The following is a 26,335-nucleotide window of genomic DNA, read 5'->3' on the forward strand; positions in this document are numbered from 1 at the left end:
CCTACGGCGTCCATGACCGCTAGGATGCGTCGGGTCGTGTGCGGTACTTCGCAATTTCTTCACGCACCGGCAGCCGCTTGCAGCGGCATGGACATCACTTTTTGTTGGTCGATGGCACGTCGCGCAAGGACGCAAGTGCGTCACGCAAGCCGTTACGCGTGGCCTCGGATACCGGCGTGTGTGGGCGGTCGCGGTGTTGCTGTGTTGGGGAATGCAGCGGCGCAGAGGCCGTCTTGACGGTCACCGCGGTGACCTTCAGCCCGATGGATCGGGCGGCATCGAGCAGTTGGGTTTCGGCAAGCCGCACCTTGGCATGCCAGACCGGCGAATCAACCAGAAAAACGAGCTGTTCGCCTCGGACATTGGCCAACCGGCAACGGGTGGCGAGATGGGGCGGTAACAGGGGGCGCAACTGCCGATCCAGCGCGTCGAGCCACAACGCTCGGCGCAGAGGGTCGCCAGCCTTTTCCCCGAGCAGGGCCTCGACGGCTTGCTGCGGAACGGATGGGCTGCGTGCGTTGGACTTGGGCTTGGACATGACACTCATATGGCGTTAAAGAAAGTCGTAATCAAATCTCGCGAGACCCGGGCCCAGCGGTTGGCCCGACAGTTCCAGGGCTTTGCCGCGGATCGACCGATGGTGGTGCTGGGTGCGGTACTGGGCCTGGGCATGCTGATCGGCGTCGGTGCAAGCACCGCCACCGGCATGGTGACCAATTCCGCGCTGCAGGCCAAGGTCGCGCAGCAGCAGACCGAGCTTGCGCAGGCGCAGCGCGCTTCGCAGGCCCAGGTCAACGCCCTGGCGGCACGCCTGGGCGAGTTGCAGGCTCAAGCCACCCGGCTCAACGCCTTGGGCGAGCGCCTGACCCAGATGGGCAAGTTGAAGGACGGCGAGTTCGACTTCGACGAGCCGGTCGGCGTCGGTGGCGGCGATGAGCCGGTCAACGACATGCCGGTGCAGTCGCTCAAGCAGGATCTGGGGCAGCTGGAGCAGCAGTTTTCCGCCTCCGGCCAGCAATTGAACGTGCTCGCCTCGCTGATGTTCGATCATCAGCTGGAGCAGAATTCGGTGCCGTCGCGGATGCCGATCCGCAACACCTACATCACCTCCGGCTTCGGTGGCCGCGCCGATCCGTTCGACGGTGGCTCGGCCTTCCACAAGGGTGTGGACTTCCACGCCAATGTGGGCGATCCGGTGATGTCGGTGGCCGACGGCGTGGTCAGCTATGCCGGCGTGCGCGGCGGCTACGGCAACGTGGTGGAAGTGGATCACGGCAATGGCTACGTCACCCGCTACGCGCACAACTCGCGCCTGGTGGTGAAGGTGGGCGATCTGGTCCGTGCCGGCCAGCAGGTGGCCAAGGCCGGTTCCAGCGGCCGTTCGACCGGTGCGCACGTGCACTTCGAGGTCTGGGCCGACGGCCGCGTGGTCAATCCGCGCAAGTTCCTGGGCGATACCAACACCCCGGTGGGACGCCGCGGGCGCGGCTGATGGCGGCAGCGGGCGGTGCTTGATTCGTGAAGCCCCGCCCCAAGCTACAATAGGGTGTTGCCATCGACAGGGCGCAGTGCGCCCTGTTTCGTTTACGGCGGTCGGGTCTGTGGGGACCGGCGTCGGTCAAACCGTTCCTTTTCAACCGGTTTCTTCAATGATCAACAGTCTGCTTACCCGTGTCTTTGGCAGTCGTAACGAACGCCAGCTGCGCCAGCTCAACCGCCTCGTCACCCAGATCAATGCGCTGGAGCCGACGATCGAGAAGCTCTCCGACGCCGAGCTGCAAGCCAAGACCCCGGAGTTCAAGCAGCGGCTTGCCGCCGGCGAGTCCCTGGACAAGATCCTTCCCGAAGCCTTTGCGGTCTGCCGCGAGGCCAGCCGCCGCGTGCTGGGCATGCGCCACTACGACGTGCAGCTGATCGGCGGCATGGTGCTGCACCTGGGCAAGATCGCCGAAATGCGCACCGGTGAAGGCAAGACCCTGGTGGCCACGCTGCCGGTCTACCTCAACGCACTGGAAGGCCAGGGCGTGCACGTGGTGACGGTCAACGACTACCTGGCGCGCCGCGACGCCGCGCAGATGGGCAAGCTGTACAACTGGCTGGGCCTGAGCGTGGGCGTGGTGTATCCGGGCATGCCGCATAGCGACAAGCACGCCGCCTACGCTGCCGACATTACCTACGGCACCAATAACGAATTTGGCTTCGACTACCTGCGCGACAACATGGCGCTGTCGCGGGCCGACCGTTACCAGCGCAAGCTGCATTACGCGATCGTCGACGAAGTCGACTCGATCCTGATCGACGAAGCGCGCACCCCGCTGATCATTTCCGGCCCGGCCGACGAATCGCCCGAGCTGTACATCCGCGTCAATCGCATCGTGCCGCAGCTGACCAAGCAGGAAAGCGAAGAAGGCGAGGGTGATTACTGGATCGACGAGAAGGGCAAGCAGGTGCATCTGTCCGAGGCGGGCATGGGCCACGCCGAAGAACTGCTGCTGCAGGCCGGTATTCTGGAAAATGCCGACGACGGCCTGTATGCCGCGCAGAACCTGAGCGTGGTGCATCACCTCAACGCTGCGCTGCGGGCGCATGCGATCTATCAGCGCGATGTGGACTACATCGTGCGCGATGGCGAGGTGGTGATCGTCGACGAATTCACTGGCCGCACGCTCTCCGGGCGTCGCTGGTCTGACGGCCTGCATCAGGCAGTCGAGGCCAAGGAAGGCGTTCCGGTGCAGCGCGAGAACCAGACGCTGGCCAGCATCACCTTCCAGAACCTGTTCCGCATGTACAAGAAGCTGTCCGGCATGACCGGTACGGCCGACACCGAAGCCTACGAATTCCAGAGCATCTACGGCCTGGAAGTGGTGGTGATTCCGACCAACCGCCCGACCGTGCGCAAGGACCATCCGGACCAGGTGTTCCTCAACCGCAAGGGCAAGTTCAATGCGGTGCTGGCCGATATCGAAGACTGCGCCAAGCGCGGTCAGCCGGTGCTGGTGGGTACCACCTCGATCGAAACCTCCGAGATGCTTTCCGAGCACCTGCGCAAGGCCGGCGTGAAGCACGAAGTGCTCAACGCCAAGCAGCATGAGCGCGAAGCGACCATCGTGGCCAATGCCGGCCAGCCGGGCGCGGTGACCATCGCCACCAACATGGCCGGTCGCGGTACCGACATCGTGCTCGGTGGCTCGCTGGAAGCGGAATATCACGCCTTGGGCGACGACGCGACCGAAGAAGCCCGCTTCAAGATCAAGACCGATTGGCAGCGCCGCCATGAGGCGGTCAAGGCCGCCGGCGGCCTGCACATCATTGGTACCGAGCGCCATGAATCGCGGCGTATCGACAACCAGCTGCGTGGCCGTGCCGGCCGCCAGGGTGACCCGGGTTCCTCGCGCTTCTATCTGTCGCTGGAAGACAACCTGATGCGCATCTTCGCCTCGGACTGGGTCCAGAAGGCGATGCGCATGATGGGCATGAAGGAAGACGACGTCATCGAAGATCGCCTGGTCAGCCGGCAGATCGAAAAGGCGCAGCGCAAGGTGGAAGCGCACAACTTCGACATCCGCAAGAACCTGCTGGATTTCGACGACGTCAACAACGACCAGCGCAAGGTGATCTACGCACAGCGCGATGACTTGCTGGATGCCGAGTCGGTGAAGGACAACGTCGACGGCATCCGTGGCGATGTGATCTACGACTTGGTCGCTCGCTTCGTGCCACCCAACTCGGTGGACGAGCAGTGGGACCTGCAGGGCCTGGAAGCCACGCTGGAATCGGAACTGGGCATGCCGCTGGCACTGCGCGAGCTGGCCAAGACCCAGGAAGAACTGGACGCCGAGCAGATCGCCGCCAAGGTACAGACCGCGGTGGATGCGCACTTCGCCGAGAAGGAAGCGGCCGTGGGCGCGGACACCATGCGCGCGCTGGAAAAGCACGTGATGCTGACCGTGCTCGACCAGGGCTGGAAGGAGCATTTGGCCAAGATGGATTACCTGCGCCAGGGCATCTATCTGCGCGGTTATGCGCAGAAGCAACCCAAGCAGGAATACAAGAAGGAAGCCTTCGAGCTGTTCTCCGAGATGCTGGAGAACGTCAAGCGCGAGGTGGTCAACCTGCTGGCGCGCGTGCGTATTCGCAGCGAAGAAGAAGTGGCCGAACTGGAAGAGCAGGAGCGTCGCCAGGCCGAAGCACGCCTGCTGGCCTCGCAGTTCCAGCACCAGGATGCCGGCGGCTACGGTGCAGACGAAGAAGTGGAGCAGATGCAGGGCGGCAACGCGCCGGTACCGGTGTCGCAGGTCACCCGCGACGAACCCAAGGTCGGCCGCAACGATCCCTGCCCCTGCGGCAGCGGCAAGAAGTACAAGCACTGCCACGGTCAGCTCAGCTGATCCTGTGGTGACCGTGGTGCAGCCCGTGACGCGGGCTGCACACCCAACGTCCGCGCAGGACGCTGAGTGAACGGTCCTTGCTTTCGATCCCTCGCCTTTCTCTCGCCGCCTAACCAAGGGGGCGCAGAGGCATTCGATGGAGCCCGATGCAGGGCATGCAGCGCCGAAGGCTAGGTGCGCTACTTCGCCGAATCGCGCACCTCCTCCTTACAAGTCGTGGCCTGTGTCATAGCCACGCGGTTGTCTGACAACCATGGCATAGGCGCTAGGAGAATTTGACGAGCTCGATGGGCGCTCTCCCGTTGAGCCTCGGCATGGCAGTTCCGCTACACCCTTTTCCATCACGCACGTACACAACAGCGCCGCTGCATGCGAGCTACTCCGCCTGCGCCACTGCGGGGCGTATGCTCAGCCTACGTCCCGCGTGGAGTGCGTCATGGCGCTGCTGTCCAGCCAGCAACTGAAAGTGTTCGTGCCTGCGCGCGACTATGCCGTCTCGCAACAGTTCTATCGGGCGTTGGGCTTTTTGCAGGAAGACGAGGTCGGTCACGTGACCTGCTTCCGGCATGGGGCGCATTGCGCGTTCTTGCTGCAGGACTTCTACGTGCGCGAGCTGGCCGAGAACCTGATGCTGCACCTGTGGGTGGATGAGGCCGACGCGTGGTGGCAGCACGTGCACGACAGCGAACTGACCACGCACTTCCAGGTGACCTGCAGCGTGCCGGAAGACCGCCCCTGGGGGGCGCGCGATTTCACCCTGCACGACCCCAGTGGCGTGCTCTGGCGCATCGGGCATCCGCTGTAGGTTAGGGAGTCGGGATTGGGGAGTGGAGATTGGTTGGAGCGGACTGCGGAGCCGGTTGCTGCCGGCCTCGTCGTTCCCAATGCTGTGCGTTGACCAGTGCAGATGGCAGCTGGTGCACGGCGTTCTCTGTTTGAACCGCCAGTCGATTGCGCTGAACCGCTCACTCGCGGCACTCTTGCGCCATGCCCGATTCCCTCAGATCCATCCACGTCGTTGCCGGCGTGATCACCGACGCCCGCGGCCGCATCCTGCTGACCCGCCGTACCGAAACCCGTGACATGCCCGGCCTGTGGGAGTTTCCCGGCGGCAAGCGTGAGCCTGGCGAAACCTCCGAACAGGCGCTGGTGCGCGAACTCAATGAAGAACTCGGCATCGATGCGCACGTGGGCGCGTGGGTGATGGACGTGCCGCAGCTGTACCCGGACAAGCGGCTGCGGCTGGAAGTCCGGGAGATCACCGGATGGAAGGGCAGCCCGCGCGGGCGCGAGGGCCAGGCCATGACCTGGGTGGCCGCCGACAAGCTGGCGCGCTATTCGATGCCGCCGGCCGATGTGCCGGTGGTGGGGGTGCTGCGCCAGCCGGACCGCTACCTGATCACGCCAGAGCCGCAGGACGATGCCGCGTGGCTGGATGGCGTGGAGCAGGCGCTGCAGCAAGGGATCGCCCGCATCCAGCTGCGCGCACCGGCGGTGGATCCTGCGCGCTGGCACGCGCTGGTGCATCAAGTCATGGGGCTGCGCGGGCGTCAGCGTGCGCAGTGGTTGCTCAATCGCGACATCGGCCTGGCCAGCGAGCTCGGCATCGGCGTGCACCTGGGATCGGAGCAGCTGGCCACATTGACCGAGCGCCCATTGCCGGCCGACCAGCCCGTTGCCGCCTCCTGCCACGGGCTGGAGGATCTGCGCCATGCCCAGCGACTGGGCTGCGATTTCGCCGTGCTTGGGCCGGTGCAGGCCACCGCATCGCACCCGGGCGCCACGCCGATGGGCTGGGAGGGATTTGAGACCTTGCGCGAGCAGGTCTCGCTGCCGATCTACGCGCTGGGCGGCATGCAGCCCGGGGATGTGCGCGAAGCGCGCGCGCACGGCGCGCAGGGCATCGCCGCCATTCGCGGGCTGTGGCCAGCGTGACGGCAGGCGCGATCGCCGCACGGTCGCCCTGGTTGGTGGTGTTCGGTGGATTGCCTGGCGTCGGCAAGAGCGCCATTGCGCAGCGGCTGGTCGCGCAGTGCGGGGCAGTGTACTTGCGCATCGATACGATCGAGCAGGCGTTGCGCGACAGCGGCATGCTTGCCGGCGACGTTGGCGCGGCCGGTTACCTGGCTGCCTATGCGCTGGCGCGCAGCAATCTGCACCACGGCCTGCCGGTGGTCGCCGATTGCGTGAATCCCTTGCCGGTCACGCGCCAGGCCTGGCGCGACGTTGCCGCGGATGCGGGCAGCCGCGTGCTGGAGATCGAAGTGATCTGCAGCGACCAAGACCTGCATCGGCAGCGGGTGGAGACACGCCAGAGCGAGGTGCCGGGCCTGCGATTGCCGGAATGGGCGTCAGTGTTGGCGCATGACTATGCGGCGTGGACGCAGCCGCATCTGCTGCTCGACAGTGCAGTGCTGAGCCCGGAGCAGGCGGTAGCGGCAATCACTGCACACCTGGCCGGCTAGATGGGGATGCGGTGGTTGAGCGTCGCGCTGTTGAGGTGCGCTGAGGTGCGCAGGCGGCACGGCAAGCAGCAGTCGTGCGTCGTGCGGGCCATGTGCGAACGACCTTGCGCCCAGTGCTTTGGGCAGTTCGCCGGCCGCACGCGCTGAGCGGCATGGCGCGTTAGCGTTGCGCACGCCGGTGCAATCGATCGCTGCTGGTTGCTGGCTTCCGCCTCTGCACGGCGGGCGGCGAGGCTGACGCTAGAACGTCACCCAGAAACAGTTGTATTGCCGGCGCAGCCGCAACACGCTGCGCGCCGGTGTGCCGCTGGCGAGTGCCTGCTCCAGGCGCAGCCCCCAGGGGCGCGGACGGGTGGCCGGCGGTGGCAGCGGCGCGTCGACCGTGCCGCCATCCAGGCCGCTGGCAGGTGCCGCCGCAGAGGCTGTTGCCTCTGCCTCCCAGGCCGGAGGATCGCTTTGTGGATACATCGGGGCGATCTCCAGCAAGGGGCGTTGCACGATGGCTTCGAGCCGGCTCAGCACCTGATTGGCGGCGGCGTCGGACTGCCCGCTCCACAGATACAGGCTGGATAGCCGGTTGACGTCGCGGCTGTCCACTGCCAGTTGCAGCAGCGACACCAGCTCGCTCAGCCGACGAGGGCAGCCGTAGCGATACAACCCTTCATTGCCCTGCGCACGCGTGGCCGGCGGCAGGCGGCTGACCGCGCCCACGTCTTCGCAGCGGCGGTCGGTGAACATGGTCTGCCCCTCCGGCGACACGCAGCGACGGATTTCCTGCGCCTGCCCGCGTGTTGCGGAGCAAAGGCAGAACAACAGCAGCAACGGCAGCAGAAGGCGAGGCATCGACGCAGCGTAACGGTGCGCGCGTGAGCCGGCGAACAACACAGCGATGCCACACAGGCTTGCGCCGCGCGCGCTGGGCACGCGCGTGCGTGCGAGGGATGTGATCCGGAACGACATGCCTGTGGAGAGAACGCCTTGGACGGCGTGCCTCAGCGCCCGAGCAGCTGCAACACCTGTGTGGTCGGCTTGGCCAGATTGAGCGTATAGAAGTGCAGCGCCGGCACGCCGCCTGCGATCAGCCGTTCGCACAGCGCGGCGACCACTTCGGCGCCGAACGCGCGCACCGCATCGGCATCATCGCCGTAGGCCTGCATCTTCTTGCCGATCCAGCGTGGGATCTCTGCACCGCATTGCTCGGAAAACCGGCGCAGCTGGGAGAAGTTGGAGATCGGCATGATGCCGGGAATGATCGGCACCTCCACGCCCAGCCGCTGCGCTGCGTCGCGAAAATGAAAGTACGCATCGGCGTTGTAGAAGTACTGGGTGATCGCCGCATCCGCGCCGGCATCGACCTTGGCCTTGAAGTACTTCAGGTCACTGTCGGCATCGATGGCCTGCGGATGGGTCTCCGGGTAGGCGCCCACCTCGATGCGGAACGCATCGCCATGCTCGGCGCGGATGAAGGCAATCAAATCCGAGGCGTAGCGCAGGTCGCCTGGGTGGCCCATGCCAGACGGCAGGTCGCCACGCAGCGCCACGATGCGGGTGCAGCCGATGGCGCGATACAGCTTGAGCAGTTCGCGGATTTCCTGGCGGCTGCCGCCCACGCAGGACAGATGCGGCGCCGCTTCAAAGCCGTGCTTCTGCTTGAGGTGGCGCACCGTCTCGGAGGTGTAGCTCAGTGTGGAGCCGCCGGCACCAAACGTGCACGACACGTATTCGGGCGCATAGGCCTTCAACTTGGCTGCGGTGCGGTCCAGCTGCGCGCGTTGGTCGTCAGTTTTGGGCGGGTAGAACTCGAAGCTGAGATGCGTCATCGCGGCAGGTCCGGCAGAGCGTGCGGCCATAATATCGCTTCATCGCGATGAATGCATATTTGGTTGCGAGTGTCTTGATCCGCGCGGTACATGCCGCGCTAAGGCGCTTCCACCTGGAACGGCAGGTTGGCGTACCCGGCGCGGCCTTGCTGGTCATGGACTTCCACGAACAGGCGGTAATTGCCTGGCGCCGGTGCCTTCAGGCGGACGCGACTGTCATCGCCCGCATGCTCGGGATGCAGCTCAACGTCGATCTGCGGTGGCAGTGCTTCCGCATCGCCACCGATGCTGCGCGCCGTGCTTTCGATGCGCACCTGCCAGACGTAGCGCAGTGCGGTGGCACCGCTGGCCGTGAGCGTGGCGGTGGCGGTGTGGCCTGCGCGCAGCGTCACGCTGTCCAGTGCCTGTTTGCCGTCCAGCGTCAGCGTGGACACGGCCGGTGCGCGCGTGGCCGGCCAGCGCCCGGTCCATAGCGCCTGCAGCGTGTCCACGCCGGGCGTGGCCGCGCCAGAGGGTAGGAACAGCCCATACCAGGTGGGCGTGCGCTCCTGCTTGTTGCCCCACAGGAACACGAACGAGCCCAGCCCTTGCCGCGTATCGCTGGCGATGCGCTGGCGATAACGCTGCTCCAGCAGCACCGCCTTGCGCGCGCTGTTGTCTTCGATGGGCGCACCCCAGGCAGTGGTCGGCGATTCCCAGTGGCCGGTGGGTCCCCATTCGGTGACCACATACGGGCCACGCCAGCCGCTGTCGTGCAGTTTTTGCGGTAATGCATCGATGTCGCCGTACAGCTGCACGGCGATCAGATCCAGCGACGGGGCACGTGCCTTGAGGCGGTCGATCAACGGCTTGTCGAAACCGGCCAGGGTGGTGGTGACCGGATGGTCCGGATCGATCGCGTGGATGGCATCGGCAATCGCGCCCACCGCGTTCCAGACCTTTGAATTGGTGTAGTCGAGATTGAGCTCGTTGCCGACTACCCACATCAACACCGCCGGATGCGCAGCGGACTGCTGCACCTGCGTGCGGATGCGCTGCAGTTGTTGGCGCACGGCCGCGGCATCGTTGTAATCAAAGCCGTGTCGTTCGTTGCCGACCTCGATGCCGACGGCGACCTTCAACCCATTGCGTTGCGCACGGTCCAGGAATGCGCGCTGGCGCTGCGGATCCGGATCCACGCGCCAGGTGCGCAGCGCGTTGCCGCCACGTGCTGCCAACGTCTCCATGCTGCCATTGCCCAGGCCCGCGCCCTTGATCACGAAGGGCGCGCCATCGACCAGCAGCCGATAGCCGTCATCGCGGTGTTCGATGCGCACCTGCGCGGCCCATGCCGCTGCGCTGCAGGCCAGCAGCAGGGCGCCCGCCACCAACTGACACCACTGCCATCGATACCTCATGCGCGACTCCGCTGCCGAATGCAGCAAATCATAGATGTGGCAGGGCCGCTGGATGTGATCGTGGTCGCGGCATGCTTGGGGCTGCTTGCCGGTGACGCAGTCATTGCGCGATGCACGCGGTAAGCTGGGCGCTACCCCACGCAATTGATCGGAGCGCGACATGCAAGAGCAGGAAATGGATGTAATCGCTGAGTCGTTGGGCCGCATATGGGTCGCGTTGGCGCGCAGCGTGGGCGATCTCGCGCTCGCGATGGCCGAACAGCCCGGCGTGGACGGCGACAAGTTGTTGCGCGACTTCGCCGCACGCCTGCCCTCGGGCCAGGATGACGGGACCTCGAAGGTGTTCGAGGCGATCCGTCAGTACCTGGATCAGGACGTGGTGGCAGACGACGCCGAGTAACTGGCTGCCTGCGCGCCTACGGAAACGTGGGCGCGCAGCTGTTGGCGTGGCGATGGTGGTGGTGTCGTTTGGGCGGCGCGCGAGGTGTCGCGGTGCAGCGCGATGCCGTCATGGCGACAACTGGGGATGGGTCGCTGGTGATAGTTTCGCCCAAGTGGTGGCAGTTGGTGGCTGCTGCTGTTGTGAGTCGAAGCAAAACGGTGATGCGTCTACGACGTGTGGTGTCCATCTGCGGCGTGCGTGGGGAAGTGGTCGTGGCTGGAGCGCTCACTTGTATACGATCGCATGGCGCCACGGCTGGTGGCAGTAACAGCGTGAACACCGCAAATGCGCTCCAAGCGCGAGTTCAACGATGACTTGGTATCACCGGGAGCGCGCGACGATGTCTCGCAGCGCAGGCTTAGCAGCGCGCAGCTAGTCCCTGTTCGCTTCATTGCCAGCGCGAAACTGCATCGGTCATCAGCTGTTCGAACGCTCAGCGCCTGCTTGAGGACCAAGGCTTTCTTGATGCAGGCATTGCATCAATGCGCAAAGTCGTCACGTCGCCCAGGGATGTAGCGTGACGCCAAAGACGGTTCGCGTTTCTCGCGACGCTACGCCGGGCACACATTGCTCCTGTGCCAAACGTTGACGGGCCGGCGCCTACACTGGTGCCCACTTTCTACGGAGCGTCCCCATGAGCGAGACCACGATGACGGCCATTGCGATCCGCAACGGCAAGGGCGATGCAGATGCACTGCATGCGGTTGAGCAAGCGCGCCCGCAGCCGGGACCTGGCCAGGTGTTGATCCGTGTGCATGCCGCCGGCATCAATCGGCCGGACCTGCTGCAGCGTGCCGGCCACTATCCGCCACCGCCGGGTGCACCGGAGACGCTGGGCCTGGAGGTCGCGGGTGACGTCGTGGTGGCCGCTGGCCGCTGGAAGGTCGGTGACCGTGTGTGCGCCTTGCTCGGCGGCGGTGGCTACGCGCAGTACGCGGTGGTGGACGCGCGCCATGTGTTGCCGGTTCCTGACGGTATGACGCTGGTGCAGGCCGCTGCATTGCCGGAAACCATCTTCACCGCCTACGCCAATTTGTTTGAACATGGCCGCCTGGCGGCAGGCGAATGGCTGCTGCTGCACGGCGCCACCTCCGGCATCGGCGTGACCGCGATCCAGTTGGCCAAGGCTGCCGGCGCGCATGTGCTGGCCACGGCCCGCTCGGCCGGCAAGGCGGCGCAGGCACGCGAGCTGGGCGCGGACGTGGCGATCGACTCCACCACCGAGTCGTTCGTGGCCGCCGCCAAGGCGCACGCCGGGGTGGACGTGGCGCTGGACATGGTGGGCGCATCGGTCTTTGCCGATACGCTGGAAGCACTGAATCCGCGCGGCCGCATCGTCTACATCGCCTCGCAGGCCGGCGCCACGCTGGAAGTACCGATCCCGCTGCTGATGCGCAAGCAGGCCATCATCACCGGTTCAACCCTGCGCCCGCGCAGCGCCGACGAAAAGGCGCGGCTGGCAGCGGAAGTGGAACGCGTGGTGTGGCCCTGGATTGCGCAAGGCAAGGTGCGCGTGTTGATCGATCAATGTTTCCCGCTGGCCGAAGCCGCCGCCGCGCATCGCTATCTGGAGCAGGGCAGCCATCTGGGCAAGGTGGTGCTGGAAATGTAGCGACACTGCAGGTGCGCACATGGCCTGCACCCTACGCTGCGGGCTTGTCGCATGGGCGCGCCTATGTGGTTGCTTGAGCGGTGCGCGTGCCGCCTTATCGTTGGCATTGCGCGACTCGAAGACAGCGCGCCACCGGCGATCACCCGCAGCAACACTTAGAGCGGCTAACAAAACGTAGCGAGCAGCCGTCAGGCGGGCGCGGCCGGCGCGGAGGAACCGGAGTGTACGGGGCTACATGCCGATTCCGAGCACCGGCCGCGCCCGCCTGGCGGCTGCGCAGTCGTTTTGATAGCTGCTCTTAGCCGGCAGGCTGGTTGTGCACCGCCTCGATGCGGTGCCCATCGGGATCGATCACAAAGGCGGCGTAGTAGTCATCGCCATAGTCCGGCCGCAGGCCCGGCGTGCCGTTGCAGCGGCCGCCGTACAGCAGCGCTGCGGCGTAGAACGCGTCCACCGCAGCGGTGCTCGGTGCGCTGAAGGCGAGATGGAAGCCGGCGCCCGCGGCCAGCGGCACGGCCGTGCTTTGCTTCAGGGCGAGCTTGTCGCCGCCACCGGCCCAGCCATAGCCCACTGCCTGGTCATCGGTGCCAGGCGCCAGGTCCGACCACACCCGCACATAGCCCAGTGCGCCCAGCGCCGCATCGTAGAAGGCAACGGACGTGTCGATGGCGCTGACGCCCAGCGAGAGGTGATGCAGCATGGCGAGGCGCCCGAGGGGATGACTGCACGGAGTGTGCGGCGCGATGCTGGCCGCTGCCCTGCGTGCCGTCAACCGTAGATCCGTTGCCCGACCTTGCACGATGCGCGCGGCTGTGGTCTGCCACGAGGTATAGCAAAACAAGCGGTAGCGATGTCTCGCAGCGGCCGCTGTGCTGCCCGTACACTGCGCCGGTTGCGCGCAGCCGCCATGGCTGCGACGCCTCTCGCCACGCAGCCGTGCGCACGACGACGCAGGGTTGCCGGCGTCATCTGTGGGTCGTCACTTCCTCATGAGCACGAAGGTTTCGATGAAGCATCCAGACGCATTGCGCATTGCCCTTGTCGGTATCGGCAAGATCGCCCGCGACCAGCACGTGCCCACCATCGCCGCGCGCGACGATGTGCAGCTGGTGGCCACCGTGAGCCGGCATGGCACGGTGGATGGTGTGCCAGCCTTCCAGACGCTGGAGGAGGCGTTTGCCGCGCATCCGCAGATCGAGGCCGTGGCCTTATGCACACCGCCAGTGGGGCGGCATGCGCTGGCGCAGTCGGCGCTGGCGGCCGGGCGCCATGTGTTCCTGGAAAAACCACCGGCCGCCACCCTGGCGGAGATCGACGACCTGCGCGTGATCGCCCGGCAGGCGCAGCGCAGCTTGTTCACCAGCTGGCACTCGCGTTGCGCCGCCGGCGTGGAGCCGGCACGGCAGTGGCTCGCCGGCAAGCAGCTGGTGCGCGTGCACATTACCTGGAAGGAAGACATCCGCCACTGGCACCCGGGCCAGGACTGGATCCTGGAGCCCGGCGGCATGGGCGTGTTCGACCCCGGCATCAATGCGTTGTCCATCGTCACCCATCTGCTGCCCCGGCCGTTCGCACTACGCAAAGCCACGTTGCACACACCGAGTAATCGACAGGCGCCGCTGGCGGCCACGCTCACCTTCGCCGATACCGACAATGTGCCGGTAACTGCGGAATTCGATTTCCTGCAGACCGGCCACCAATGCTGGGACATCGCGGTGGAGACCACGCAGGGAACGCTGGTGCTGAGCGAGGGCGGTGCCAAGCTGCACATCGATGGCGTCGCACATAGCGTGCCTGCGGCCAGCGAATACGACGGGCTGTACGCGCGTTTCGTGCAACTGGTGCGCGCGGGTGAGTCCGAGGTGGACACCACGCCCTTCGTGCATGTGGCTGATGCGTTTTTACTAGGCGAACGGCAGGTGACTGCGCCGTTTGCGTGGTAACAGTGCGCGCGTAAGGCGTAGCGTTGGCAGGCTCGCCATGCGCCCGTTCACAGCGTTCCAGTGCATGGAACGCCGCCGAGACGCCATTGCTAGAGCGTCTGAGAACAGGCGCGTCTTGACCTACCGCGTGTCGAGCACAGTGCATTGATCCTGTGCATCCACCGCTTGCGCTTCACCGATGCAGTCGGTCGCAGCACGCACCGGGGTTGCCACGGCGGGCGCAATCTGTGCGCGAAAACGCCTGACGATCAGCGCTTCATCCAAGTAGGCGAAGACGAAGAAGCCCAACAGGGAGCCGGCCACCAGTGTCGGCGCATGCAGGAACGTGCCGGGTAACAGCAGGCTGAGCCACAGAAAAATATTCGGCGAGGTCTGCAGCAGATGGATATCGGCCACGATCGCGGCATGAATGGCCCTGCCGGTCATCCGTTGGTGCAGCCGCAGATACAGCGCGCTGCAGATGCGGCTGGCCACAAGGACGCAGAACGGGAGCAGCAACGCGGCCCACGCATGCCAGCCGCCGTGGCGCAGGGTGGCCGGCAGCGCATCGCCGTCCGCGCGCAGCGACACCAGAAATGCCAGTGGCACCATCGCCAGCGCACCGACCCAGCTCCAGTTGGTGGCGAGCTTGCCGGCCGCAATGGGGCGCGCGTGGCGCCAGGCCTGGCCAAGCAGGCAAGGCAGCGCCAAGGCAACCACCAACACCACGAAGAAGCGCTCCAGCGCATGCGCGTTACCCAGCACTTCGCGATGGTCCAGGAACAGCACCAACAGCAGCAGCGGCAGCACGATCGACAAGACCAGCGTGTAGCGTGCGGCAAAGAAATAGTCGCCCCCACGTGCCAGCGAGAACGTGGGCACCGACAACGCTGGCGGTACGATGAGCAACAGGCCCAGGACATGCATCCACGCGTTCTGTGTGCCAACCAGCAGGGCTATTGCCAGCAAGACACGCCCCACACTGAGTGCACCCAATGCGATGTTCTCCGGGCCGCTGGTCAGGCGCAGTGCCCCGGGCTCGATCCGGAGCGACAGGAAGAACGCATTCACTGCCAGCAAGGCGATCACCGCAGCGCTGGCTAACGCAGGTGGCAGCGCGACGCCCATGCACGACAGTGCAAAACCACCGAGCGCGGCGAGCAGCATCCAGCGCAGCAGGTGGATTTCCGTCAATTCGCCCAGCGTATTGAGGTGTGACGAACTGCGCGCGGTCAGTTGCTTGAGTTCGTCCCATGACAGCGGGCGCGAGTTGGGCAAGCGGAAGTCGATGTACTCCGCTGGCGGCAGCCCGGATGCGATCAGTGCAAAGACTTCCACGATGTATTTATGCGCGACGACCAGCACGTGCTTGCCTTGCTGATCCAGCGGCGCCAGCACGGTCTCGTAGTAGGTCTTGCAGCGGGCGTACATGTCCATCCAGTGTTCGCCATCCGGTGGCGCGCCATCGGCATCATGGAAGTAGCGTTCAAACACCGCATGACCGACCGACTTCTTGATCAAGGTCTTGTTCTTGCCGGCGAAGATGCCGAAGTTGCGTTCCACCAGTGCCGCGCTGGAAACAACCTCGGGCATGGGCGCAACGTCATGCAGGATGATGGCTGCCGTTGCCTGCGCGCGTTCCAGCGTGGAGACGTGTACCTGGTCGAAGTGCAGTGCGCGTTGCTGCACGTAGCGTGCGGCCTGCTGCGCCTGACGCCGGCCGAGCCGGGTCAGCGGCGAATTCTGGGAACCAGCGAAGTAGTTCTGTTCGTTGGCGAGCGATTCGCCATGGCGGACAAAGTAGAGAGGCATCGCATGCTCCGGCGTGCACCATCGATGGGGGAGGGCGATGTCATGCGTGTAGTGCTCGCATGGCGCTCGCCACGATGGTCGCCGCGCAGCTGGGGCAGCAGAAGGAAGCAATTGCAGCGACCGCCCGTAGGTACGCTCGCCGTGCGAACGGGTTGCATTGATCGCTTGCCGTGTGCGGACAATTCATCTTTCGTTGGCATGCGCGCCAGGGCACCTGCTGGTAACCGTGCGCGTCATCGCTTGGTGCTGAGATGCCGCCAGCAATGAAAAAGATGCGTTGTTGTAGATGTTTTCGGGTGCCGAACGCATCGACGCCTTCATGCGGGCTGCCCTCATGAAGGCGTCGGTGTTGCTACTCAGCGGGATCTGCTGATGTTCCCTGGTTGCCTGGATGTCACCTACGGAAAACAGACCGTGCTGCAGCGCTCCTACAGACGCAGCGCGTCTGCAAAATCAACGTCGCCACATACGCGCCTGCCGCGCCGGCAGGGTGAAGGTGTACGAGCCACTGGAGATGCGCACCACGTTGCCGGAACCCAGTGCATCGACGTAATCCGCATTCCAGAACAACACGCTGCCGTTCATGGCAACGGTGGTGTTGACCGGGTTGCCGCACTTGTTGATGCCCACGATGCCGAGGCTGCCGCGGCGGAACAGGATGTGGCAGGCACTGGATGACAGCACCTGCATGTCGCTGCCCTGCACGCCGTTGTGGAAGCCAATCATGCGGCGCAGATCATCGCGCAGATAGGCATTGACCCAGCGGTTGTCGCCGCTTTCGTTGTTGTCGGTGTAGACCATTGGCACGCCGCCGTTGCGGCCCAGCAGGTACGCATAGGCCAGCGTTTCATCGACCGGGTCGAGAATCGCGTAGCGGAAGCCCGCGTTATTGGGGATGTCATGCGTCACGGCAAAGGTGACTGCACGGTTGCCCGGCAAGGCCTGCCCGGTGGACGCCGGGTCCACCAACTGCTGCATGCTCGCGCCCACACCGAAGGCATTGCGTACCGCGTTGAACAGCGGGAAATCGTAGGCGGCATGCGGGGTGGATTGCAGATATGGCGCCAGGAACTGGTCGTAATCGCCATTGCCGCTGCCACCGCCGGTGATCACTTCGCCGAACACGTACACACCGGAGCGGATGCCGGCATCGAACACGCGATTGAGATGGTCGAAGGTCATGTGCTTGGCCGCGTCCACGCGGAAGCCGGTGACGCCCAGGCCTTTGAGCGCCTGCAGGTAGGCGCGCTGCTGCTGCACCACCCAATCGTTGCCGAGCAGATCTGGCAGGCCCGGATCGCTGCCGCCGCCGCAGATGCGGTAATTGCGTACCTGGAAGGCATCGTTGTAATTGCTGATGCATTGCGCCGGCCCGAAATCACTGCCGCTCAAAAAGTTGGACTGCACGGTGCCGAACAGGCGCAGTGCATCGTAGCGCCCAGGATGGGCCGCGTACTGCGCCAGCACCGCGCTGCCGGGGTAATTGAGGTCCGAGCGGGTTGCTGCTTCGTTGGCCATGTGGTTGAACACCACGTCGGCATAGGTTTCCACGCCGTTATTGGCCAGTGCCTGCACCATGCGCGCGAACGCGGTGGTGTCGCCGAGTGGATTGTCGATCAGGCGGATATCCTGCGGCTGGTAGCGTGCCCACCAGGCACTGCCTTCGGAGCGATACGCCGGTGCGACCAGTACCTTGCGATACCCGGCATCGGCGATCTGCTTGGCGCGTGCTTCCACCGTGGCGTAGGGCCAGTTGAACGCATGCAGGATGACGTCGGCCTGTGCGCTGGCGGTGGTCAGCAACAAGGTCAGCGCGATTAACAGCAACTGGTGAGCGCGTTGCCAGAACGTGCGTGGACAGGGGCGAGAGGTGGCGTGCATCGGGTGTGTCTCCTGATCAGTGGACGCACGCATCCCGCACAGCGATGCATGCAGCAATGCCCTCCGGCCCCTGTTCCGGAAAGCGCGCCCCACGGCGTGCGGCGCGCGGTGATGCTAAGCGCGCATCGCGGCGCAGCATCGACCCTGTGCATACGTATTCACTGCAAAACAGCCGCGAAACGTGCGGCCGGTTCGATGCCGAGGGCGTGCACGGTCGCACTCGCGCCGATGCATTGCGCGTGGCGCTGATCACTGACGGTGGTGGTTGCCGGTATGGATGCCGTGACGCCCAGCAGGCCTGGCTCGGCGCAACCTGCGCGCTACAGGCAACGACGTCAGCCCAGTGCAGCAGCGCTGCGCGTGCACAACGGCTCAGCGGTATGAAGAGCGGCTACAAAACGTAGCGAGCAAGTTGTCAGGTGGGTGCGGCGGCGCGGAGCACCCGGAGTGTACGGGAAGGGGACGTGCCGATTCCGAGCGCCGGCCGCGCCCGGCTGGCGGCTGCGCAGGCGTTTTGATAGCTGCGCTAAGCCTGAACAGCCTGGTTCAGGCCTCCTGGGTCAGCGGCACCTCGTGCGCCAGGGCGGCCGCCACGCCGGCCGCGTTAAACTGTGTGCACGTCACCGTTGGTTTTCTCGCATGCGCAATCCTCTTCAAGAACAACTGCTCAAGGCAGGCCTGGTCAAGAAAGCCCAGGTGGACAAGGTGGCGCGCGAGCAGAACAAGCAGCGCCATGCCAAGGGTGCACCGGCGGCCGCAGCAGCCCCGGACAAGGTGGATGCCGCTCGCCTGCAGGCCGAGCGCGCCGAGCGCGACCGCGCACTGGCCGAGGAGCGCAACGCGCAGCTGCGGCAGCAGGAACTGGTGGCGCAGGTCCGCCAGATCATCGAGACCAGCCGCGTCAAGCGCGAAGGCGAGATCGACTACCGCTTCAACGATGGCAGCGTCATTCGCAGCGTGCTGGTCAACCCCCTTTTGCGTAGCCAGCTGGCCAGCGGCGCGTTGGTGATCGTGCGCTACGGCGAGAATTTCGAACTGATTCCGCGCGCTGCAGCGGAGAAGGTCTACAGCCGCGATGCCACCGCGGTGGTGCTGGATCATGGCCGCGCCGCAGCGCCACCATCGCCGGACAGCGACGACGACTATTACAGCCAGTTCAAGGTGCCGGACGATCTGATCTGGTAAGCCGGATGCGGGCACCGTGATGCGTGTGCGCCGCGTCGATGGCAGGCAACGCGCGTACAGGTAAAAGGGCGGTGCACTGCTGCCAGCACATCTGGCGGGTCACCGCAGACCAAGGCGCGGGAGCAGCGCTTGCGTGAGAACGATGCGCCCGCGTTACCCTTGCACGCTGTACCGCTGCCAGCACGCGCCATGTCGATTGTTCTTACCCCGTTTGCCCGCCCGCGATTGTTTCCGCGCGACGGCCGCCGCAACGCCATCCAGGACTGCACGCCCGAGCAGTTCATCCAGCGCCTCAACGATGAAACGCCAGTGCGCGTGATCGAGGGCTACGCGCCATTCTGCCGGCTGCATGCGCATCGCAATTGGACTTCGACACGCTGCCTGACCGTCCCCATCACCGATGCCAATCGCCATCAGCTGCGCTCCGGCTACGAGGCACGCAATTCGCAGGAATTACCAGTCCTGGTGCGCTGGTTCGAAGGCGTGGAGCCGCCGGTGGCCACCTACCTGCTGCCCATCCTCTACAGCCGCGATCAGCTGGCCAAAGAAGGCAGCCCCGTCGACGCGGACTGGGGCGTGGTCGGTTGTCTGTACACCGCCGAGCCAGACGAAATTCCCATGGCCCCGATCACCATGTTGCGCAATGCGCTGGGTGTGGAGGAGGGCGGTTCCGGCGTGCCGCTGGATCGCGATGCCTACCGCCGCGCGGTGGCGTTCTGGGATGCCAACGCGAATTGGCGCCCCTGACGCGAGGCGTTGGGCGCAGCGATTGCACATGGGCCTGCGCCTTCGTCAGCTGCCTGCAGGCGACCGGCGTTCAAGCAACGCGCTCAAGCAGCGTTAGCCGACGCCGAGCACGGGCATCTCGGGGGCCGCCCACGTCACCGTGATGATGGCGCCGTGCACCAGCCCTTGCTCCCTGAGCTGCGCAAAGACCGCTGCGGGTGGCCAGCCTGCAGGCGCATCGGCAAACGGAAGCTGCAGCGACTGCAGCAGGCTGAACATCTTGGCCTGTCGCTCCGGTGTGCGGACGTCCAGCACGATCCCGTCGCTTGTCGCGTCACCTTGCGCCAGTAGCGTTTGATACGCGGCGCCTGGTACGCAACCCACATGGATCTCATGTTCCAGCACGGCGCGGACATGATTCACCGGCAGGTGCAGCCGCTCAGAGATCGCTCAGAATCTGAGCGCGTCGCTGGGTGTACTCGGCGTCGGTGATCAGCTGCTGAGACTTGAGCCGATCCAGTTCGGCCAGCCGGGATTCGGTGGTCTTCAGTGCCGCTGTAGTGCCTGCGGCAGATGCACCGGGTTTGCGTGAAGCGCGCTTGGCAAGCCAGACGATCGCGCTGATGACGGCAGCGATGATGCCGAAAAACACAAGAACGATGAGCCAATGCCAGATGCTGAAGCTACCCATGCGGTGTCCTTTTTAGATGGGGTGACCGAGGCAGCGCGCTTTGCCGCAACCGCGTGCAGGCAAGGCAGGGGCGACGCCCGGGCCGGTACGTTACCGCCGGCATGTGCAGCCTGTCGAGTGCAAGGGTTCAGCTGCAACGGACTGATCAATACGTCGAACATCGAGCGATGCGGAGTTGCCAGCCACTGTTGCAAGGCGAGCGAAGCACGCGGTTCAAGGCGCACCGTCGCGCCCGAAGAGATCCCGATAGTGCCGATTACGTTACTGCGCAACGCGCTGAGGAAGAGAGGGCGGTTCGGTGTATGACTTGACCAGGTGGTCTACCGGCGCGGCGTGAGATTCTGGCAGAACAACGCGAACTGGCTGCCGTGATCGTGGTCGCACGTCATCCGCCGATAGCGCCGGCCACTGCCGAGTATGCGGCCAGGCAAATCAGTTCGGACTGGACCTGTGCTCCTTGCATCACACCCCAGCCTGCATCGCGCAGCAACGGGGCGGGCAGTTGCGTTGGCGCGGGTGTCGGCTCGGTTTCATACGTCGCGTGTATAGCCCGCCTCGCGTTGCGCGCGGATCGCCAGCACAAATACGGTATCCAGCGCGATCACATACCGGTAGAGGGCAATATAGCCGTGAGCGCCTTGGCCAATGACCAGTTCGCGCAAATCGTTGCGCGTCAGGCGCCCGATCAGCGGATTGTCCGTGAGCACAGTCGATGCGCTGACGATCTCGCCAAGACGCGCTTGGACGTGCTCGGCCTCGTACTGTTCCAGATGGCCAATGATGCGGCGCAGGTCCTTGTTGACAGAGGGCAGGAACTCGACGCGCGCCATGCTACTTCGCTAACTTGCGGGGCGTGGGAGGTGGCGTGTCCTTACCTTGAATGCGGTCCGTCAGATAGCGGCGCATCTCCTCCCAGGAAATGCTCTCGCCGGTCTCGAGGAATTCGGCCCAACGGCGTTCGGCCTCTCCATGGAAGTCGGCGCGTCGCTCGGCCAGCTCGGCCTTCTCGGCGATGGCTTCCAGGATGAAGTTGTGCGACGTGGTGCCGGCCGCCTCCGCCGCCTTGGCGATGCGGGCCTTGAGCGCGTCCGGCAGGCGGATCGTGGTGGTACTCATGCGGGGCTCCCGGCGGTGGGTTTAGTAGGCAATGTAGCACATGTGTGATACAGGTCCTCGGAGTCGTGAGCGCTCAGCTCAACTGGCCGCAGAAAGCGGTTTGAAGCAGTGATCGGCGGTGGGGTAGCTATACCTGCAAGTCCGCTCGGTACGATTCTTCAGCTTCCCGCACAGGCGCTTGTCGCTATCGCATCTGTAAAGCGATGCGCTGTTGTTAAGCAAAACCCGGGGACAGAAAAACGACCTACTTCGCTGCGCCGACACTGAAGCGCTTCGGCTGCCCAACTGCTTTCTCAGCAACCAGTTCCTCTACGAATGTTGGGTCGAGAAACAGCACGGGGAATTCTGCAGAGATCGTCTTGTTTGGTCGAACAATCACGAGATCCGTGCAGGTCGATACAGCTAAAATTCCGGAGAAGCATGGCGGCAGTGCCCGGCTAGCCAGGCCTGACAATTGCCAGCTCATGGCGGCGCGGTGGCAGAGCTATTGGAGGCACGCTTGGTTCGCTGATCTCACAAAAAAAAACGGACGCCTTGCGGCGCCCGTTCTTGTCTGCATGGCAATGTCTTGCCAATGGATCAGTAGCGGTAATGATCCGGCTTGTACGGGCCAGCCACGTCCACGCCGAGGTAGTCGGCCTGGTCCTTGGTGAGCGTGGTCAGCTTGACGCCGATCTTCTCCAGGTGCAGGCGGGCCACTTCTTCATCCAGGTGCTTGGGCAGGATGTAGACCTTCTTCTCGTAGCTGTCGCGCTTTTCCCACAGGTCGATCTGCGCCAGGGTCTGGTTGGCGAACGAGTTGGACATCACGAAGCTCGGGTGGCCGGTGGCGCAGCCCAGGTTCACCAGGCGGCCGTCGGCCAGCAGGAAGATCGCGTTACCGTTGCCGAACACATACTTGTCGACCTGCGGCTTGATGTTGATCTTCTCCACGCCCTTAAGTGCATTCAGCGCATCGACCTGGATCTCGTTGTCGAAGTGGCCGATGTTGCAGACGATGGCCTGGTCTTTCATCGCCTGCAGGTGCTCGACGGTGATGATGTCCTTGTTGCCGGTGGTGGTGACATAGATGTCGCCGCGGCCCAGGGTGGATTCGATGGTGTTGACCTCGAAGCCTTCCATCGACGCCTGCAGGGCGCAGATCGGGTCGATCTCGGTGACGATGACGCGGGCACCGTAGGCACGCAGCGAGGCGGCACTGCCCTTGCCCACGTCGCCATAGCCGCAGACCACGGCGACCTTGCCGGCCAGCATCACGTCCATCGCGCGCTTGAGGCCATCGGCCAGCGACTCGCGGCAGCCGTAGAGGTTGTCGAACTTGCTCTTGGTGACCGAGTCGTTGACGTTGATGGCCGGGATCAGCAGCTTGCCGGCTTCGGCAATCTGGTACAGGCGGTGTACGCCAGTGGTGGTCTCTTCAGAGACACCCTTCCAGTCCTTGACCACACGCGCCCAGTACCCCGGACGCTCGACAGCCACGCGCTTGAGCAGCGCCTTGATCACGCCTTCTTCGTGCGAGGAGGCCGGTTCATCGACCCAGGTGCTGCCGTTTTCGAGCTCATAGCCCTTGTGGATCAGCAAGGTGACGTCGCCGCCGTCGTCCACCACCAGCTCCGGGCCAGTCAGGGTGCCGTCGGGCAGGGTGAAGGTCAGCGCGTCCAGGGTGCAGTCCCAGTACTCTTCCAGCGTCTCGCCCTTCCAGGCGAACACCGGCGTCCCGGTGGCGGCAATCGCGGCGGCCGCGTGGTCCTGGGTGGAGAAGATGTTGCACGAGGCCCAGCGCACATTGGCGCCGATGTCCTTGAGCGTTTCTATCAGCACGGCGGTCTGGATGGTCATGTGCAGCGAGCCGGTGATGCGGACGTCTTTCAGCGGCTTGGTCTGCGCATGCTTGCGGCGGATCGACATCAGGCCCGGCATCTCGTGCTCGGCGATGTCCAGCTCCTTGCGGCCCCAATCGGCCAGGGAGATGTCGGCGATCTTGTAATCGGTATGTGGAACGGTTTTTGCGACAGCGTTCATCAGTTGCTCCGGTAGGCAGGCGAATGTCTGCAATTCCGGGCGCCGTTTCACGAAAAATCCCTGTCGAGCCTGGCCGTTGTTGCCCGCACTTTTCGTGCAGGTGGCAGATGAGTCTGCCGTACCGGTCGCAGCGCCCCTCGACGAGGGTCTGATTATATCGGCAGCACCCCCGTCCGGCATGAATTGCCGCCCACCCCAACCAACGACAGGGGGAGCCGGGCCGCCTGGCTGCTATGGTCCAAGCCTCATTCGACACCGGGGAAGGGCATGCAGGCGAGACGCACCAGGCGGCAGGGGTGGCAACGGGGCTGGGTGGTGTTGGGCTGGCTGGCGCTGAGCGTCCCGGCACTGGCGCAGCCGGTGGCCCCGCCGACGTCCTTGCCGACCACCGGTTACCAGTTGCCGTCCAAGGCGCTGCAGGCGGTGGTGGACGCGCCGCGCGCGCCGTTGCTGCAGCTGTCGCCGCGGCGCGACCTGGCGGCCATGCTGCAGCTGCCGGCGCTGCCGGACATTGCCGAGGTGGCGCAGCCGGAGCTCAAGCTGGCCGGCGTGCGCATCCATCCCAAGACCCATGCGGCCAGCCGGTTCTCCTTCGCCAGCAAGCTGTGGCTGCTGTCGGTGGCCGATGGCAGCGAGCGCCAGATCGCGGGCCTGCCGGCGCCGTTGTCGCTGGCCGACCTGGCCTGGTCGCCCGACCAACGCTCTCTGGCCTTCCGCCGCGAGGATGCGGCCAGTGGTGCCAATGAGCTGTGGGTGGTGGATGTGGCGGCAGGGCAGGCGCGTCGCCTGTTGGCCGACGTGAACACCAGCATCAACGACGAACTGCACTGGCTGCCCGATAGCAGTGGGTTGCTGGTGCAGCAGCAACTGCGTGACCAGGCCGCACCGCCCGCCCGCGACGCGGTGCCGGCGGGCCCGGCAATCCAGCAGACCAGTGCCGATGCCGGCGTGCGCGCAATCCGCACCTATCAGGATCTGCTCCGCAACGAAGCCGATGCGCGGCTGTTCGAGTACTACGCCACCGCGCAGCCGGTGATCGTTGGGGTGAACGGGCAGGTGCGGCCGATTGCCGCGCCCGGGATCTATCTGCACCTGTCGGTGTCGCCAGATGGCCGCTACGTGTTGAGCGAACGCAGCGAGCGCCCGTTCTCCTATCTGGCGCCGCTGGACGCGTTCGCGCGCCGCATCGAGGTGCTGGATCTGCAGGGCAAGCTGGTCCGCCAGATCGCGCAACTGCCGCTGGTGGAAGGCTTGCCGACCGGCAATGACGCCGTACCCACCGGCGTGCGCGAAATCGCCTGGCGCGCCGATGCGCCGGCCACCCTGGTCTGGGCCGAAGCACAGGACGGCGGCGACCCGGCGCGCGCCAGCAGCGTGCGTGATGCGGTGCTGATGCAGGCCGCGCCGTTCAACCGTGCGCCGGTCACCCTGGCCAAGCTCGGCAGCCGGTTCGAGGGCGTGCAGTGGGGCCGCGGCGACCTGGCCATCATCAGCGAGAGCTGGTGGAAGACCCGCCGCACCAAACAGTGGCGCATTGCACCGGATCAACCACAGCGCGCGCCGGAACTGCTGTGGGACCGCTCCTCGCAGGACCGCTACAACGACCCCGGCACGCCGGCGCTGATCGCCGACGACAACGGCCATGCGCTGCTGCAGACCGGTGCCGATGGCAACAGCCTGTTCCTGCTCGGCAAAGGTGCTTCGCCGGAAGGCGACCGCCCGTTCGTGGACCGCTTCGAGCTGCAGAGCAAACGCACCACGCGGCTGTTCCATTCGCAGGCGCCCACCTACGCCGCGCCGATCGCGCTGCTGGATGCGCAAGGCACGCAGCTGTTGCTCAGCCGCGAATCGCCCGAGGAGCCGGCCAACTACTACGTGCAGACACTGGGCGACACCGCCGCCACACCGCGGGCGCTGACCCGCTTTGCGCACCCGTTGCCGCAATTGCGCGGCGTGCAGAAGGAGCAGATCCGCTACAAGCGCAATGACGGTGTGGACCTCACTGCCACGTTGCTGCTGCCGCCCGGCTACGACCCCAAACGCGATGGCCCGCGGCCGCTGCTGATGTGGGCCTACCCGGGTGAGTTCAAGAGTGCCGACACCGCCAGCCAGGTCACCGACTCGCCGTACCGCTTCAATGCCATCAGCTACTGGGGCCCGCAGGCGTTTCTGGCGATCGGCTACGTGGTGCTCAACAACCCGGCCATGCCCATCGTGGGCGAAGGCGATGCCGAACCCAACGACACCTACCTGCCGCAGCTCATCGCCGACGCGCAGGCCGCGGTGGATGAAGTGGTGCGGCGTGGGGTGACCGACCGCGAGCACATCGCCATCGGTGGGCATTCCTATGGCGCCTTCATGACCGCCAACCTGCTCGCGCACACGCGCTTGTTCAAGTCCGGCATCGCGCGCAGTGGCGCGTATAACCGCAGCCTCACGCCCTTCGGTTTCCAGGCCGAGGAACGCAATTACTGGCAGGCGCAACCGGTGTATCAGGCGATGTCGCCGTTCAACTACGCCGACAAGATCAAGGACCCGCTGCTGTTGATCCACGGCCAGGACGACAACAACAGCGGCACCTTCCCGATCCAGAGCGAGCGCCTGTTCACCGCGATCAAGGGCCTGGGCGGCAACGCGCGGCTGGTGATGCTGCCCAACGAAGCGCACGCCTACCGTGCGCGGCAGTCGATCCTGCACATGCTGGCCGAGAGCGAGCAGTGGTTGAAGATGACGCTGGGCGAGGCCAACGCCCCAGCCACTGCGCGCAAGCGCTGAAGCGCGCGTTACAGACGGCACCGCTCCACGGTGCCGTCATCGGCGCAATCGCTGCGCAACACCGCACACGCAAGGCGGCTC

24 protein-coding genes, 1 other RNA gene, 1 pseudogene and 1 riboswitch are annotated in these 26,335 nt (G+C 65.2%); of the genes and pseudogenes, 12 read left to right on the forward strand and 14 right to left on the reverse strand.

Features of this window, described 5'->3' with window-relative positions:
• Window positions 1-94 precede the first annotated feature (94 nt).
• The gene (locus QRM89_RS17730) at window positions 95-547 is read right to left on the reverse strand and encodes a DUF721 domain-containing protein (RefSeq protein ID WP_011035968.1); all 453 of its coding nucleotides are present in this window, start codon (window positions 545-547) and stop codon (window positions 95-97) included.
• On the opposite strand from QRM89_RS17730, the gene QRM89_RS17735 reads away from it, so the two are divergent.
• The 5 genes from QRM89_RS17735 (at window position 548) to QRM89_RS17755 (ending at window position 6,853) form a co-directional block, all read left to right on the forward strand.
• A complete protein-coding gene (locus QRM89_RS17735) occupies window positions 548-1,492 on the forward strand; it encodes a M23 family metallopeptidase (RefSeq protein WP_057673227.1) in 945 nt (314 codons plus the stop codon).
• Between the two features lie 157 nt (window positions 1,493-1,649).
• The gene (gene secA / locus QRM89_RS17740) at window positions 1,650-4,388 is read left to right on the forward strand and encodes a preprotein translocase subunit SecA (RefSeq protein WP_285448615.1); all 2,739 of its coding nucleotides are present in this window, start codon (window positions 1,650-1,652) and stop codon (window positions 4,386-4,388) included.
• Between the two features lie 436 nt (window positions 4,389-4,824).
• The gene (locus tag QRM89_RS17745) at window positions 4,825-5,193 is read left to right on the forward strand and encodes a VOC family protein (RefSeq protein WP_285448616.1); all 369 of its coding nucleotides are present in this window, start codon (window positions 4,825-4,827) and stop codon (window positions 5,191-5,193) included.
• 182 nt (window positions 5,194-5,375) lie between these two features.
• A complete protein-coding gene (locus QRM89_RS17750) occupies window positions 5,376-6,323 on the forward strand; it encodes a Nudix family hydrolase (protein WP_285448617.1) in 948 nt (315 codons plus the stop codon).
• Window positions 6,320-6,853 carry an AAA family ATPase gene (locus QRM89_RS17755; RefSeq protein ID WP_014506682.1) on the forward strand — a complete coding sequence of 178 codons (534 nt, stop codon included), beginning with the start codon at window positions 6,320-6,322 and terminating at the stop codon, window positions 6,851-6,853. The genes QRM89_RS17750 and QRM89_RS17755 overlap by 4 nt, the downstream gene beginning before the upstream one ends.
• 240 nt (window positions 6,854-7,093) lie before the next feature.
• Here the strand turns inward: QRM89_RS17755 and QRM89_RS17760 are convergent, their stop codons facing one another.
• The 3 genes from QRM89_RS17760 to QRM89_RS17770 all read right to left on the reverse strand — a co-directional run bounded on the left by QRM89_RS17760 (window position 7,094) and on the right by QRM89_RS17770 (window position 10,070).
• The gene (locus QRM89_RS17760; protein ID WP_285448618.1) at window positions 7,094-7,696 is read right to left on the reverse strand and encodes a hypothetical protein; all 603 of its coding nucleotides are present in this window, start codon (window positions 7,694-7,696) and stop codon (window positions 7,094-7,096) included.
• A gap of 149 nt (window positions 7,697-7,845) precedes the next feature.
• The gene (metF, locus tag QRM89_RS17765) at window positions 7,846-8,673 is read right to left on the reverse strand and encodes a methylenetetrahydrofolate reductase [NAD(P)H] (RefSeq protein WP_042596877.1); all 828 of its coding nucleotides are present in this window, start codon (window positions 8,671-8,673) and stop codon (window positions 7,846-7,848) included.
• Between the two features lie 98 nt (window positions 8,674-8,771).
• Window positions 8,772-10,070, reverse strand: coding sequence for a glycoside hydrolase family 2 TIM barrel-domain containing protein (locus QRM89_RS17770; protein ID WP_115004053.1), 1,299 nt, complete (start codon window positions 10,068-10,070; stop codon window positions 8,772-8,774).
• A gap of 160 nt (window positions 10,071-10,230) precedes the next feature.
• Here QRM89_RS17770 and QRM89_RS17775 point away from each other — a divergent pair, with 160 nt between their 5' ends.
• Window positions 10,231-10,470 (forward strand): hypothetical protein, encoded by a 240-nt coding sequence (locus QRM89_RS17775; RefSeq protein ID WP_012439209.1) that lies wholly within the window; start codon window positions 10,231-10,233, stop codon window positions 10,468-10,470.
• 676 nt (window positions 10,471-11,146) lie between these two features.
• Complete coding sequence (locus tag QRM89_RS17780; protein ID WP_285448619.1) at window positions 11,147-12,124, forward strand: NAD(P)H-quinone oxidoreductase; 978 nt, start codon at window positions 11,147-11,149, stop codon at window positions 12,122-12,124.
• A 162-nt stretch (window positions 12,125-12,286) separates the two neighbouring features.
• Here QRM89_RS17780 and QRM89_RS17785 read toward each other — a convergent pair.
• Window positions 12,287-12,361, reverse strand: a non-coding RNA gene (locus QRM89_RS17785) — sX9 sRNA.
• Between the two features lie 61 nt (window positions 12,362-12,422).
• Window positions 12,423-12,824 carry a VOC family protein gene (locus QRM89_RS17790; RefSeq protein WP_228436621.1) on the reverse strand — a complete coding sequence of 134 codons (402 nt, stop codon included), beginning with the start codon at window positions 12,822-12,824 and terminating at the stop codon, window positions 12,423-12,425.
• Between the two features lie 307 nt (window positions 12,825-13,131).
• Between QRM89_RS17790 and QRM89_RS17795 the strand changes: the two genes are divergently transcribed.
• Window positions 13,132-14,067, forward strand: coding sequence for a Gfo/Idh/MocA family oxidoreductase (locus QRM89_RS17795; protein ID WP_115573572.1), 936 nt, complete (start codon window positions 13,132-13,134; stop codon window positions 14,065-14,067).
• A 120-nt stretch (window positions 14,068-14,187) separates the two neighbouring features.
• On the opposite strand, the gene QRM89_RS17800 is transcribed toward QRM89_RS17795, so the two are convergent.
• Both QRM89_RS17800 and QRM89_RS17805 read right to left on the reverse strand, forming a co-directional pair.
• Window positions 14,188-15,858, reverse strand: a complete 1,671-nt coding sequence (locus QRM89_RS17800; RefSeq protein ID WP_285448620.1) for a histidine phosphatase family protein — start codon at window positions 15,856-15,858, stop codon at window positions 14,188-14,190.
• A gap of 453 nt (window positions 15,859-16,311) precedes the next feature.
• Window positions 16,312-17,682: an alpha-amylase family protein gene (locus QRM89_RS17805; RefSeq protein WP_285448676.1), complete on the reverse strand. Its 1,371-nt coding sequence runs from the start codon at window positions 17,680-17,682 to the stop codon at window positions 16,312-16,314.
• Between the two features lie 696 nt (window positions 17,683-18,378).
• Here QRM89_RS17805 and QRM89_RS17810 point away from each other — a divergent pair.
• Both QRM89_RS17810 and QRM89_RS17815 read left to right on the forward strand, forming a co-directional pair.
• A complete protein-coding gene (locus QRM89_RS17810) occupies window positions 18,379-18,924 on the forward strand; it encodes a DUF2058 domain-containing protein (protein ID WP_285448621.1) in 546 nt (181 codons plus the stop codon).
• 189 nt (window positions 18,925-19,113) lie between these two features.
• Window positions 19,114-19,671, forward strand: coding sequence for a DUF3228 family protein (locus QRM89_RS17815; protein WP_285448622.1), 558 nt, complete (start codon window positions 19,114-19,116; stop codon window positions 19,669-19,671).
• A gap of 93 nt (window positions 19,672-19,764) precedes the next feature.
• Here QRM89_RS17815 and QRM89_RS17820 read toward each other — a convergent pair whose 3' ends face one another.
• Both QRM89_RS17820 and QRM89_RS17825 read right to left on the reverse strand, forming a co-directional pair.
• Complete coding sequence (locus tag QRM89_RS17820) at window positions 19,765-20,073, reverse strand: hypothetical protein (protein ID WP_285448623.1); 309 nt, start codon at window positions 20,071-20,073, stop codon at window positions 19,765-19,767.
• A 16-nt stretch (window positions 20,074-20,089) separates the two neighbouring features.
• Window positions 20,090-20,341, reverse strand: coding sequence for a hypothetical protein (locus QRM89_RS17825; RefSeq protein WP_285448624.1), 252 nt, complete (start codon window positions 20,339-20,341; stop codon window positions 20,090-20,092).
• A 231-nt stretch (window positions 20,342-20,572) separates the two neighbouring features.
• Here QRM89_RS17825 and QRM89_RS21370 point away from each other — a divergent pair.
• Window positions 20,573-20,713, forward strand: a pseudogene (locus QRM89_RS21370) (DUF3228 family protein); the annotation flags it as partial.
• Window positions 20,714-20,871: 158 nt separating this feature from the next.
• Here the strand turns inward: QRM89_RS21370 and QRM89_RS17830 are convergent.
• The 4 genes from QRM89_RS17830 to ahcY form a co-directional block, all read right to left on the reverse strand.
• Window positions 20,872-21,171: a type II toxin-antitoxin system RelE/ParE family toxin gene (locus QRM89_RS17830; RefSeq protein ID WP_273673641.1), complete on the reverse strand. Its 300-nt coding sequence runs from the start codon at window positions 21,169-21,171 to the stop codon at window positions 20,872-20,874.
• Between the two features lies 1 nt (window position 21,172).
• On the reverse strand, window positions 21,173-21,457 hold the full coding sequence (locus QRM89_RS17835) for a DUF1778 domain-containing protein (protein WP_273673643.1): 285 nt from the start codon (window positions 21,455-21,457) through the stop codon (window positions 21,173-21,175).
• A gap of 244 nt (window positions 21,458-21,701) precedes the next feature.
• The gene (locus QRM89_RS17840) at window positions 21,702-21,923 is read right to left on the reverse strand and encodes a hypothetical protein (protein WP_285448625.1); all 222 of its coding nucleotides are present in this window, start codon (window positions 21,921-21,923) and stop codon (window positions 21,702-21,704) included.
• A gap of 113 nt (window positions 21,924-22,036) precedes the next feature.
• The gene (gene ahcY, locus QRM89_RS17845; RefSeq protein WP_011035988.1) at window positions 22,037-23,479 is read right to left on the reverse strand and encodes an adenosylhomocysteinase; all 1,443 of its coding nucleotides are present in this window, start codon (window positions 23,477-23,479) and stop codon (window positions 22,037-22,039) included.
• A 30-nt stretch (window positions 23,480-23,509) separates the two neighbouring features.
• A riboswitch (S-adenosyl-L-homocysteine riboswitch) is annotated at window positions 23,510-23,624 on the reverse strand.
• A gap of 122 nt (window positions 23,625-23,746) precedes the next feature.
• Here ahcY and QRM89_RS17850 point away from each other — a divergent pair.
• Entirely contained in the window at window positions 23,747-26,254 is a 2,508-nt protein-coding gene (locus QRM89_RS17850) for a prolyl oligopeptidase family serine peptidase (RefSeq protein ID WP_115539667.1), read from the forward strand.
• The last annotated feature ends 81 nt before the right edge of the window (window positions 26,255-26,335 follow it).

This window comes from Xanthomonas sp. LMC-A-07 (assembly GCF_030208825.1).
In the GTDB taxonomy this organism is placed as follows: domain Bacteria; phylum Pseudomonadota; class Gammaproteobacteria; order Xanthomonadales; family Xanthomonadaceae; genus Xanthomonas; species Xanthomonas campestris.